This is a genomic window from Bdellovibrio bacteriovorus, assembly GCF_001592755.1.
GTDB lineage: Bacteria > Bdellovibrionota > Bdellovibrionia > Bdellovibrionales > Bdellovibrionaceae > Bdellovibrio > Bdellovibrio bacteriovorus_E.
The window spans coordinates 253743-266351 of sequence record NZ_LUKF01000012.1 but is presented as its reverse complement, the minus strand read 5'-3'; the positions used below and the strand labels follow the sequence as shown (position 1 = coordinate 266351).

11 protein-coding genes are annotated in these 12609 nt (G+C 45.7%); 4 read left to right on the top strand and 7 right to left on the bottom strand.

Annotation, left to right across the window (positions count from 1 at the left end):
- Positions 1–91 precede the first annotated feature (91 nt).
- Positions 92–283: a helix-turn-helix domain-containing protein gene (locus tag AZI85_RS18005; protein ID WP_063243571.1), complete on the bottom strand. Its 192-nt coding sequence runs from the start codon at positions 281–283 to the stop codon at positions 92–94.
- Positions 284–493: 210 nt separating this feature from the next.
- Here AZI85_RS18005 and AZI85_RS07955 point away from each other — a divergent pair, with 210 nt between their 5' ends.
- Positions 494–784, top strand: coding sequence for a KH domain-containing protein (locus AZI85_RS07955; RefSeq protein ID WP_063243570.1), 291 nt, complete (start codon positions 494–496; stop codon positions 782–784).
- Here AZI85_RS07955 and AZI85_RS07950 read toward each other — a convergent pair.
- The 6 genes from AZI85_RS07950 to AZI85_RS07925 all read right to left on the bottom strand — a co-directional run bounded on the left by AZI85_RS07950 (position 781) and on the right by AZI85_RS07925 (position 7071).
- Complete coding sequence (locus AZI85_RS07950) at positions 781–3105, bottom strand: FHA domain-containing protein (RefSeq protein WP_063243569.1); 2325 nt, start codon at positions 3103–3105, stop codon at positions 781–783. The genes AZI85_RS07955 and AZI85_RS07950 overlap by 4 nt on opposite strands.
- Positions 3106–4008 carry a hypothetical protein gene (locus AZI85_RS07945; protein WP_253720904.1) on the bottom strand — a complete coding sequence of 301 codons (903 nt, stop codon included), beginning with the start codon at positions 4006–4008 and terminating at the stop codon, positions 3106–3108.
- Positions 4009–4017: 9 nt separating this feature from the next.
- Positions 4018–5664: a microtubule-binding protein gene (locus tag AZI85_RS07940; RefSeq protein ID WP_063243568.1), complete on the bottom strand. Its 1647-nt coding sequence runs from the start codon at positions 5662–5664 to the stop codon at positions 4018–4020.
- A 252-nt stretch (positions 5665–5916) separates the two neighbouring features.
- Positions 5917–6099, bottom strand: coding sequence for a DUF5522 domain-containing protein (locus tag AZI85_RS07935; protein WP_063243567.1), 183 nt, complete (start codon positions 6097–6099; stop codon positions 5917–5919).
- Positions 6089–6643 carry a GNAT family N-acetyltransferase gene (locus AZI85_RS07930; RefSeq protein ID WP_063243566.1) on the bottom strand — a complete coding sequence of 185 codons (555 nt, stop codon included), beginning with the start codon at positions 6641–6643 and terminating at the stop codon, positions 6089–6091. The genes AZI85_RS07935 and AZI85_RS07930 overlap by 11 nt, the downstream gene beginning before the upstream one ends.
- A gap of 17 nt (positions 6644–6660) precedes the next feature.
- Positions 6661–7071, bottom strand: a complete 411-nt coding sequence (locus tag AZI85_RS07925; protein ID WP_063243565.1) for an RrF2 family transcriptional regulator — start codon at positions 7069–7071, stop codon at positions 6661–6663.
- A 171-nt stretch (positions 7072–7242) separates the two neighbouring features.
- On the opposite strand from AZI85_RS07925, the gene AZI85_RS07920 reads away from it, so the two are divergent.
- The 3 genes from AZI85_RS07920 to AZI85_RS07910 all read left to right on the top strand — a co-directional run bounded on the left by AZI85_RS07920 (position 7243) and on the right by AZI85_RS07910 (position 12554).
- On the top strand, positions 7243–7884 hold the full coding sequence (locus AZI85_RS07920; protein ID WP_063243564.1) for an NAD(P)H-dependent oxidoreductase: 642 nt from the start codon (positions 7243–7245) through the stop codon (positions 7882–7884).
- Positions 7885–7957: 73 nt separating this feature from the next.
- Positions 7958–8674: an SDR family oxidoreductase gene (locus AZI85_RS07915; RefSeq protein WP_063243563.1), complete on the top strand. Its 717-nt coding sequence runs from the start codon at positions 7958–7960 to the stop codon at positions 8672–8674.
- 160 nt (positions 8675–8834) lie between these two features.
- A complete protein-coding gene (locus AZI85_RS07910) occupies positions 8835–12554 on the top strand; it encodes a hypothetical protein (RefSeq protein ID WP_063243562.1) in 3720 nt (1239 codons plus the stop codon).
- The last annotated feature ends 55 nt before the right edge of the window (positions 12555–12609 follow it).

Sequence of the window (12609 nt, the reverse complement as noted above, 5' to 3'; positions counted from 1 at the left end):
CGGTCAAAGTTCACCTAGTGGTGTTTTTATACCGTAAACATGCTGGGGTTATCGGAGTGTTCCTCAAGTTCTAAAGAGTCGAATTAAAAATTTACTCAAAAAATTCAGAGATCTCGACCCTGAATGCCAAGGCGAGTTTATGAAGTGTGTAGAGACTAGGCGAGTGATTCCCCGCCTCCAACCTTTGATAGTTGCGGAGATCGAAGCCGAAATCCTCCATGTTTCGCTGGGATAGGCCCTTGTTCTTGCGGATTCTTTTTATATTCACCGCAATTCGGACCATCAGCTTCTCATATTTTGTCTCTATGGATGCCACCTAATCAAGTTTATATATACGGTATAATTCTACCAGTGGTGTTCTTATACCGTCATTGGTCGAGTGAAGGTCGTGCCAAAACACATGTTGATAAGAGGGTTGCACAAAACTAGCCTTTGTTTTTCTTCTGCGCCTCCCGATTTTGAGGAAGCAATTTTAGTACGGCAGGTAAGTAAAATGGACCAACAAATGCGCCCTTTCCGAGACGAAGTCAAAGACATCATTCTTTCAATTTTAAGAACCATGCTGACGAACGAAAGCGATGTAAACGTCACTTATACGGCTGGCAGCAGAACCACAGTTTATAAGGTGGAGTGTCATCCCGACGATTACGGAGTGCTGCTAGGAAAAAATGGCCGCAATATCGAGGGTCTGCGCCGAGTGACGATGGCGATGACCACGCGCTTTGGAAGCCGTGGTATCATTGAACTTCCCGATATTCCAAAAGATGAATTTTTTAATGATTAGTGCTGCGCCATGCGACGACGTTGCACTTCTTCTTTATAGAAATTGCGTTCAAAACGTCGGAAGGATTCTACGCGCACCTCAGAGCCCAAGATATCTTTCATGCGCACCAGGCTGTCTTTTTCAAGCTGGCGCATCTTCTCGATACCTTCCTTAATAAAGTCCGGATGAATTTTCGCGCGCTTGTCATTGAGCTCTTTAACCAAGGCGTTCGCGGTCGATATCACTTGAATGGATTTATCTTCATCTACACGCCAGGTCTTCAACAGATACTGGGCTGCTGATTTATAAAACTTTTGTTGAAACTGCTCGTCGGTGTAAATTTCCGGAAAATTTCTCGTATAAATAACGGCATCGGTGTACGAGTCTTTAACTTCTTCGGCTTGCGGAGGATTGAATTTCCGTTTTTCCAAATCCTCTTGTCGTTTCTTCGCCTCCTTAGCAACAAGGCTTTGCATGGGGGCCTGATCCGAAGAAACTTTCTCTACAACAACTTGGCTGACGAAATAAGCCAACGCCCCCATGGCAAGCCCCATGGACGCCCAGCGGACTTTTTCTGACTTACGTTTCTTCATCAAATCAACCGGTTTAGATGAGGATGCGGTCGACGATTGTGCGAGCGAGGCCACTTTGCCCTCGATGGCTTCTTTAATATGGTTTTCTACTGAATTAGAGATATTACGCCACTGAGCTGGCTCCATTAGCATCACAATCTCTTTTTCAACGGCGGCATGGATTTCTTTAATTAAAGAGGCTTTCTTCTGAATCACGTCGGTCAGAAGATCTTGCTCCATTTTTTGAAGGCGCTTAGACATTTCTAGACGCATTTCTTCAAGGCGCTCTTCTTCCGTTTTCACCATCTGCGATTTTTCTTTTTCCAGTTTTTCATTCAGGAAGATCTTCTGCGCGTCGTATTCCTTAAACAAGTGGGCTTTCTTCGCTTCGATGTCACGGACGTCCATGCTAAGATGCGCCTGCTTTTCTTGAAGGTTTTTGATGGACTCTTCAAGCTTGGTGTTTTGTTGGGTGAACATCTCTTGCGCTAAACGAAGCTCCTTGAGCTTTGAGTCTTCCAAAGTCAGAAGCTCTTTCACGCGAGTTTCTTCTTTTAATAGAAGCTCTTTAATGCGCTGATCTTCTTTACTGACAATTTCTTTTAAGCGCGCGTCTTCGGTTTCGCGCAAGTTCGTTAATCGCGCCGTTTCACTTTCAAGCAAATTCTTAAGACGCAGTTCTTCACTGTCATGCAATTCTTTTAAGCGCAAAGCTTCGCTCTTCAAAAGAGCTTCGGCGCGTTCTTCTTCCAGCTGATTTTTTTCTGTCAGCTCGGCGTTGCGCTGATCCGTTTCTGTCAAAGTGGACTGTGCCGTTCGAAGCTTTTCTTCAGTTTCTTGCAGATTTTTAGCAAGAACTTCCAAGGCTTCTTTATCTAAACGCAATTTTTCCTGCGCTTCTGCCGTTTGCAGTTGAGAAAATTCCAATATGCGTTGCGCTTCTTCACGAGCTCCCCGCAGCATACTGTCCGCTTCGGTCTGCGCCGCTAAGCGACCACTTTCTAAAGCCTCGCTTTTCATTTTTTCTGCCGCCAGCGTCGCTTCTGAGACAATGTCTTCAGAATCGACTTTGGCTTTGTCTTTTAAAGACTGCACGTACATATCAACTTCTTCTCGCAGTTCTTGAGCCATCTTGCGAGCTTCGGTCAACAGTTGACGTCCTTGAGATTGGAAATCAGAAAGAATGGCATCCGCTTCTTTATGAGCCTCTGCCATGCGCGTTTGATAAAAGTATTCCGCCTGAGATTGCGCCTCGCGCGCCTTTTGATAAATGGCCTGAACACGTTTTTCAGCTTGGGTTTCACCTTCTAAAATAATCTGCGCGGCTTTGCGTTTTGCTTCATGCAGGATTTTTTCGGCTTGGAAATGCGGAGTGTTGGGTGGTGGCATCGCCACTGTATCCGGAAGAACCGGTTCCTCTTCGGGAACAGGCTCTTCCTGAGGCAGTGGTTCTTCCACTTCATCCGTCTTAAGATCGAAAGTCAGAATGTATTCAGAACGGCCTAGTTGGACTTTGTCGGTCACAACGACATTGACAGGCGTGCCTTGGACAATCTTCGTTCCGTTAATAAACGTCCCGTTGGACGAATTTTTATCTTCGATCCAAATTTGGTTCCAACGACGATTGACGACAAGATGCACACGGCTGATGTGATTATCGTTTAAAGCGATATCACAATCGACAGAACGGCCGATGGTGAACGAGTCTTTGTTCACCTCTCGGCTGAGCACCTGATCCTTCCTTTGGATTGTGACAGTAAACTTATTCAATTACGCACCTCGGGCAATGGCTGCCTTTCCTATCTCTTTATTCAGAGCATCCTCGGCCAAAGCTTCAACGGCATCACGATGTTCATCAAAAGGTCTTTCATGATCAGGGAAGTTGTTGTTGTCACTGCGGTACCACAACAAATCCAAAGCACTTTCAAAACGGTCGACCATAGACACATAGGATCTTTCTGGAGAAAGAATCACGTTTGTCACGTGCGATAGAAGCGAGAAGATAATACCCACGATGGATGTTTTCATCGCAAATGAGATCTCATGAAGGAAACGGTCCATGATGTTCTTCGTGCTTTCCAAATCCTGAAGATTCATCGTTCCTAATTCTTGAAGACCTCCGGCGATACCAATAAAGGTTCCTAAGATACCACCGACAACGAAAAGCCCCGGCAGGATGGAAATCAAGTCATTGAGTCCAACCATCGGGATCACACCAAACACACGATTGAAACAAGGATTATGTTGCAAAGTCGCTTTCGTGATATTCAAGAGTTTAGGATTTCCCTCACTCCACTTTAAGAACTTCACTTGTTTAAGAATGTCTTTCACCAGCCATGCACAGCCCTGGCGAACCAAAAACACGCGGTCGCTTGTCGCCATGATGGAATCGGGTTTACGGCGCTTCATGCGATCGCGGATTTCAAAGACTTCATAATATGTTCTTTCTAAAAGTTTTTTAGAAAGAACATAAAACGAAACACCCTGAGCTTTGCCCGGCACTTCGCCTTCGATAAAACGATTCACGCGTTTTTCGAACTCTTTGGCAAACCACTCATGACGGCGAACCGTGTAATAGATCATGGCTCTGAAAAAGAAGCCGACCATGAACACCGCGCCCATCGCGTAAGGTAGAAATATAATAAAATATTCTGCTAAAGCTTTTGACGTCACAACCCACCCCTATTTCTTTTGATCCATGCTAAAACGAATAATCACACGTTGCGCTTTCTTACAGTCGTTCTGCTTACAGAACTCGGCTGCGGAAGCGACGTTTCTATTTTGTACTTTCATCACTTCCAAGAAACTTCGACCAGAAACTTTCATCAGGCCCAGAAGTTCTTTTTGGTGATCAAAGGACACATTCTGTTGATCCAACATGTAACTGAAAATGGAATTCGCACGACGGTAACTCAAGTCCATGTTGTACTTGATCGCCGCTTTATCTTCAGGCTTGCTACTTTGCGGATCGATAAAACGTCCTTGATAAGTTGGCGACGCAAAACCGATCACCTCGACAGCTGAAATTTTGTCTGAAACTCTTGGGTTGCCAAAAAGAGATTTGGAATAAATCGGCATCGCTTTTTCAAGGACACCCTTCATCTCGGCTTTCAAGCGGTCTGAGTCGCTATCAAAGTACGCTTGACCGAAATCCAAAACCACGTCGCCGGTTTGCATGTCGATATCAGCTTTCACACCGGCTTTAGCAAATCCTCTTTGAATTTCTCCGGCCACCATTTTACGCGCTTCAATTTCAGCTTTGGCTTTGGCTAACTGCCCTTGAGTATCAGACAATTGACCTTGAAGTGCGGCCGCTCTTTGCGCTGCCGCCAATCGCTCGGCTTGAGCACGAGCTTCAGCCGCAGCCACCCCTGCTTGCAGACGCGCTTTTTCGTTCGCGAATCCGGCCGCCATGCCAGCTTTTTCATTCGCAAAGCCTGCTTGCATCGCCGCCATACGTGCTTGCGCTTGAGCTTTGGTTTCAGCTAGCTGCCCGCTGAGGCCCACGACTTCACCCTCTTTTTTCGCTAACAAACCTTGCGTTTTAGCCAGCTCTCCTTGAGCTTGCCCCAACTGAGTTGTCGCCTCTTGAAGCTGAGACTGATATTGCGCATTGACTTGCGAAAGCTGCTGAACTTTCTGTTGGCTTTCCGCACGAGCCTGCGCCATTTTTTGTTCGAATAAGTTCTTCGTGAGTTTATTCATTTTATAAGCGGCACGAAGATCGTTCACACGCTTTTGCAACACGGCTTGAGTCTGACGGATTTTAAGCTCGCCTTGAGCAATAAGCTGCTTCTTTTCTTGAATATCCTGATTCAAGTCGGCGATTTCTGTTTCTTGAGTTTCGATTTCCACGTCTTGTTCTTTAATAAGGTCATCACGGTTGATGATCTTAGATTTTGCCATTTTATTGGCGTTAAGAACGTTGCGCACCATTTGCTGGTACTTATTAAGAGCTTTGACTTTCTTTTCGTTTTCCAAAGCTTCTTGCACTAAGCGGTCTTTCTCCGACTTAGCATCTTCTTGCAAGAGAGTGAGCTTATCCATAAGCTCCTGATACTCTTGCGCTTCGTCCTTCGTGGCCTGGTTTGCCAGATAGTCATTCTTGACTGATTCATACATCTTCAATTGATGCTCCAGCTCTTCCACTTTCATGGAAAGCTTTTGATTTTCGATTTGATTTCGCAATCCTTCGGTCCCCGTACGCAAACTTGCCGTCACGTAAAGCAACAGAAAGATCGTGCTTAAACCCAAGAACAAGTCCGAATACGACGTCCAGAAACTGTCTTGCGAATTATGGTCTTTATTCTTGTTATAATTAAAAGACATACAGACGCACCCCACCTGCAACCAAGGATAACAGGGGTTTACAGAAGTCCTATGCCTCAAAAACAGAATCTTGTGTTTTTGTTTTTTCAGAAATGTCGAACTCTTCGACACGTCGGGGATGTCCGTGGGGTATTCTGATTGATTGTGAAAACTTTTTTTGCAACCTCTGTTGCGTTTTTGTCAAAGGAAGTTTCATAGATTTTATGTTACCTAAAACCCACACCTATTTTGCCAATACTTAAAACGTGTTTTCTACTTTGGCGTTTTTTCTTTTTTCTTATAAGGACAGTGTCGGCAGCCTGAATTGCAGCAATGGCCGCGACGTTTGTGAAAGAGTTCGGTGAAAACCAAATATCCAGTTTCAGGATCTATGTAACTGTCTTTTCCTTCTTCGCAGGCTTTGCGATGAAGTTCGTCGATTTTCTTAATTTCCATTTTTCAACTTGGCATAAATAAGAGTGTCGCGTCTTTGGCCGTTTTCAATACAGTGCTTGCGTAAACGACCCTCGAGCATATAACCGCAGCGCAAAGCCACGGAAGCCGATCGCGCATTAGCCCCAGAGCAGCGGATTTCAATCCGAAAAAAGCCCTCATCAAAAAGAACTTTTTCTAACGCCTTCACGGCTTCGCTCACATAGCCTTGACCTTCATAACCGCCGACAATCCAATAACCCAATTCGCACCGGTTGTGCTCCCAGGCGATAGTATGAACGCCGACATTTCCTAAATAGACATCACCGTCGTTTAGAAAAACGCCGTAATCGAACATCTTGAAATCCGCCCACTGCTTGTGGGTCATCTCAATGTACTCGCGTTCATCGTGAATACCTTTGGTCCACGCCACCCAGGGAAGAAATTTTCCTAAGCGTTCGCGGTCCTCATCCACACGACGAAACATTTCTGTCGCAAGCTCAATGCGGTGCTTTTTTAAAGTCACTCGCGAAGCTGCGATTGTTTCGGGTAGATGATGAGGAGTCACAACAACCTCGTTAACTGTTATTTAATTTTTCCGCAAAGATCAGAAAGGCGGATTCCCGACAAATACTCCATCGAGTTTTTTTCGATCCCGTTAGCGACTTCATCCATGAGTTTTCCCATGTTGCAGCTAACCAGGCATTGTTTCATAGGTTCTTTATCTGGAGTGGCGATCAACTTCTTATCACAAACGGCCGTGTAGATTTCTCTTAAGGAAATTTCTTTCGGAGATTTTAAGATCTTTACTCCACCCGATTTTCCTTTGAAAGATTCCAAAAGGCCGGCATCAACCAAGCGAGAAACCAAACGACGAATCACGGTGGGATTCGTGCGAATGCTACTTGCGAGCTGATCTGAAGTCAGCAGCTCGCCCTTGTGATAGGCAAGAACTGTCATGATATGAACTGAGACAGAAAATCTTTGATCGACCATAAAGAGATCTTACCTCAATCCCTAAAAATAAACAATCTTAAGGACTTAGGGCCCTAAATCAATTTAAGCGGTTTATAGGACTTTTAAATGTGCGTTTTATTGTTGCAATTAAATTTCAAGCCCGCTATATTGTGCTCATATCTGTTACATTAAGCAGATCAGGGAGAATATATGACTCATACAAGTATTAAAGAAGCTCTGGACTGGCGTTACGCAACAAAACGCTATGACGCTACAAAAAAGATCTCAGAAAAAGATTGGGAAGTATTAAAGGATTCTTTGCAACTCGCCCCGTCTTCTTACGGAATTCAACCGTGGAAATTCTTAGTCATTGAAAATCCTGCCCTGCGTGAAAAATTAAAAACTGTTTCTTGGAATCAAACCCAAGTGACCGATGCCAGCCACTATGTCGTCTTCTTATATAAAGAAGAAATGGACGAGGCTTACATCCAAAAATATATCGATCGTATCGCCGAAGTCCGCTCCATCCCTCCCGCTTCTTTGGACGGCTATAAAAGTATGATGATTGAAAATTTAGCTAAAGCTCCAGATGAAAAAATTCGCGTGTGGTCGCAACGTCAAGCTTACATCGCTATGGGATTTCTTTTAGAAACCGCAGCGATGTTGAAGATTGATGCGACCCCGATGGAGGGCTTTGATCCTGCCGCCTACGATGAAATTTTAGGTTTGCAAGGAACAGGCTGGAAGTCCGTTGCTACAGTTGCTTTAGGATACAGACATCCTGAAGACTCATTCCAAAATCTCAAAAAAGTCCGCTTCGCAGAAGACTCGATTATTCAGTACGTGAAGTAGATCCCGCCGCAAAAACCCCAGTGTTCATCCCTCCGACGCTGGGGTTTTTCTTTATCTAAAAAAGGAAGACCGCATGAAATTCAAAGGAAAAACGGCTGTTATTATTGGTGGAACTTCAGGCATTGGCTTGCGTGTTGCTGAAAACATTATCAAAGGCGGCGGCAAAGTAATCGTCGGCGGTCGCACGCAGGAAAAAATGGATAAAGCTCTTTCCATTTTGGGAAAGTCCGCCAGCGGATTTTTAATCGACAATACGAACAAAGAATCTATAGCCGCCTTTTTCAAAAACGTAGACTCTTTTGATTATTTATTTTCACCGGGCGCTTCTTACGGACGCGGAATGATGACGGAGATCAGCGATGAGGTCGCCGAAAGTCCCTTCAAATCCAAGTTTTGGGGTCAGTACTGGGCCGTAAAACATTCTATCGGAAAAATTTCTTCGGAAGGAGCCATTGTTTTAATGTCAGGAGCTGCCAGCGTTCGCCCCGTCTCGGGTGGTGCCGCTTACTCCGCCTGCAACGGTGCGATTGAAAGTTTGGGAAAAGCATTAGCAACGGAATTAGCACCTGTTCGTGTGAATGTAGTCTCTCCAGGAACTATTGATAGCGATCTTTGGCAGCAGCAACCTGCGGAAGTCCGAGAAGCTGCTTTTAAAAGTTTTTGCGAAGCCAATCTTTTAGAAAAAGTCGGGACCGTCGACGAAGTTGCTAGCACCGTTTTGTTCCTTTTGGAGAATACATATATGACCGGTTCGACATTGTATCCCGACGGAGGATATGCTCTTCGTTAGTCGTATTTTTTTGAGGAATATCTCGCAAACCGGGCGTTCCTTTTGCGTCAAAACAGGGATATTTGCGATGCAAAAATTCGCATTCATATTTCGCCATTTTCATTCGGAAAATCTCAATTTGATACTCAACATTTTTTCTTAATGGACCGAAAAGATCTGCATGGGTGCAAATCTCTACCGGTACGTTCTGCTTATTTGCCTTCTCACTTCCGCCTGCTCATTGGATGCATCGCTCGAAGATTTTCGTAGTACCAACCGACTGCACTTGAATTTCGATGACAGCAATAAGGCTGTTTCCTCTTCGAATTACCGCTCTTATTCTGTGATGGGCTCTTGTGCTCACGTGGGTCAAGAAGTGCAAGTTCAATTAGGCTCTTATACAGGAAACACGACATGCCTGTCGGACAAAACCTTCGTTATCTCAATGGACCTGGATGGAATCACCGATGGTGATTACGCCCTCGCTGCCCGCCAAGAAGAGACCGAAGCGAAAAAAACATCGGAAGACACCGAGACCGTCACTGTGGACTTAACTCCGCCCGTCGTTTCCGTGGATCCTTTGGATAATCGTCAGAACTATTCCTTGTCGTCACTGAAGGCCGACTACCCGGTCGGTGGTGACTGTTCAGAGCCGTTCCATGTTGTCAAAGTATCAACGTCGCTTTCTCAAGAATATTTGGCGGTGTGTTCGGCATCGCAAAAATGGCAAATCAAACTCGACCTTTCTTCTGAAACGGCCAGCTCCATTGATTTCTATATTCAGCACTTCGACTCTGCCGGAAATATTTCTACGACAGCCACTGCGAACATCGCTTATCCACGCTGGCAAAAAATCAGTCCGGATATTACCGCCACGGGCGTGCCGTCGGTGCGAATCATCACCCAGTACGGAGATAGCGGTCGCATCCTGATGGCAAGTCCTCTTCGCAACGACGACCTTGTCGACGTCGGCATTGTGAACTTCAACAATACCGGTCTGACTCGCATCAATCCTCTTTCGGGTCAATGGGGAGTAGATACCGCGAAGTTCCTAGCGGCCGTACCTAAACATGGACGGGCTTTGTATGTGCGCTCCACTATTGGTCGGGCTCAACTTCGCGAACTTCATTCTGTGAAGATCGATGGAACCGATGACAAGGTCTTGATGGGGCCTACATCTGCCAATCCCGTGGGTGGTGTTACGAATTACGCATTAGCCCCCAATCAAGATATTGTCGTCGCCTTGGGTGACATTGAATCCACAGACAACGAGTTTAATCTTTATGCGATCAACGTACTTTCGGGTGCGCAAGTAAAATTGAACGGCACTCTGGTTAACGGCGGTGACGTGCGTGACTTTCTTATCACTCCGAACGGAGAAGAAGTGATCTTCCGCGCCGACAAAGATACCGACGAAGGCATTGACCTGTACGCCGTAAAATTAGATGGCACGAACCTTCGTAAGATCAGCCCGACGATGGCGGCGGGAAAAAGTGTTTACGCTGGTTATCGCGTCAGTGCTGACAGTAAATGGGTGACCTACCGTGAAAATCAAACTTACCTAAGTGGATCTAACACGGCATTATCGGTGGTTTCTTTAGTCAGCGGAGAAATCACAAATATTTCTGCAACGGGAACTCAAGGCTTCGTAGAGATCGGTGCCTTCAGTCCCAACTCGAAATACCTAGCTTATCGTATCGATCGACCCTTTGCGGGTTGTTACTCGCTGCTTGTTCTAAATCTTGAAACGAAAGCAGAGACGCAAGCCTCTCCTGCTTGCACCAGTAACACCAATGATCTTCTTAGCTACGCTTGGTCACAAGATTCCCTCAAGCTAGGGTTCGGCATGATCACGAATGCGAACTACTACGATCTCTTCGTTGCTAATCTGGACGGCACAAACTCTCATCAAATCACGACGGTTGCAGCGACACGCAACGGTGTTAACGGCGGATACAAAGAAGATTCCATCGTATTTACTCCTGATAATACCCGCGTGGTTTTCATGGCGGATTTATCTGGAGTTGCTTATGCTTCCACCAACGATATGAGATTCGACCTCTATAGCGCGAAGGTCGACGGATCAGAACCGCCGGTGAAATTGACGACGAATTCTGTCGCGACTTTTGCGCACGATTACCCGGTTATTAAAATAAGTCCCAACAGTGACCGAGTCGTTTTTGTGTCTGATCTTTTAGTCGATGCCCGCAATGAAATGTTTTTGGCAGCTGTGGATGGCAGCTCTATCAGAAAAATCAGTCCGGCCATTTCCATCGCCACGGGCGGTGTGATGTTTGCCAACCAGAATTATTTCATTGATTGGACGCGCAACTTAGCCGTATTTCAGGCAGACACAATCACTGACAACGTCTATGGAGTGTACTTAGCGTCTCTCAGTCTTTCGTCTCCGTCTTTAACGAGCATCACGATGCCACAAATTATTTCTGGTGACGTTCCGGCTCCGATGGCTGCAGCAAATGGTTCCAAAATCATTTTCCGACAGAACCCAACGCTGGACGCAGAGATGCATATTTATGCGGCTGATGCGGATGGATCTAACGTTCTTCGCATGACCAAAAATTTTCCAACGGGTGGGGGAACATTACGAAGCTTTTCCGTCACCACTGATGGAGCAAAGGTTGTCTATATTGCGGACCAGGACACGGCTGGGAAAGAAGAACTTTATATTTCCGACACTTCTATCGCTAGTACACCTTTAAAACTAAATGCAGCCATTACCGCCTCGGGTGGAAACATCACTCAGTACAAGGTTATCGAGTCCGCAAATAAGATCGTTTACATGGGTGACCTGACCACAGACTCTGTGATGGACATCTATGTCGTCAACTTTGACGGGACCGGCAACACAAAATTAACGCCGGCCTATTCACACACGACAACCATCAATCAATGGGATGTCACTGCCGATGGCTCAGCAATTGTCGTTCGCTGGGATTATCGAGTTGCTACTAAAATTGAAGTGGACATGATTCCGCTCACAGGTGGTGCACCAGTTGCTTTGAACGCCGCTATTGGAGCCTCTTTTGACATCAACGGTTTTTCCATCTCTAAAGACTCAGCTTGGGTCTGTTATTGGGGTTACCTCACCGTTGCTCGCAGAAATGATGTGCGCTTGGTGAATGTCGCGACTCCCGCGACAAACTATCTTGTGGATGTCGGCGTCGACACGGCCCGAATGCCGACAGACTGTAATTTCACTCCGGATTCATCCTACGCTATTATCAAGGGAGATTGGGCCACGGACGGAAAGACGGCATTAAAAACTTTCAATATCAGCACACAAACTCTGTATCCGATCAACGCTTCCTTAGATACCACGGCCAACACCAGTTGGTCAGAAACGCTTATTGAAGGAAGTAACAAACGTTTGATCACTCTCAGTGAATCGGCTCCAGAAGTTTATGAAATCTATAGCTCTAACTTTGATGGCACCGATGCTAGAAAGATTAGTAAAACTCCGTATGCAGGTGGGCAGGTCAATGCCAATACATTACAAGCCGTGCGTATCTTAGAAGATGCTGATCGCACCATCGTTTACTCAGGCCTTATCGACACCTTAGGAAAATGGGATCTTTACGCCGTGAAGTGGGACGGGACTTTACAACGCAAGCTAGTCACCCTGCCTTCATACGCTGACATCTATGATTTTTTTGTTTATCCGGGAAGTTCGCGCGTGTTCTATCGAGCGGATGCAGAGAAAGACGGCATGCTGAGTTTGTATTCGGTGAATGCCGACGGCACAGCTTTAAAAAATCACATGCCGGGACTTTCAGGAAACACAGGTGTTTGGTACACGCCAGTTATTAGCACTTCACACGTATTTTTCTTAAGTGATGCTTATCAAAATCAGCTTTTAGAGCTGTTTGTCGACTCTCTATGAGACGTCCCCTTCTAACCGGGTACATTGAGCTCAGTACCCAAAAATAATATGACGA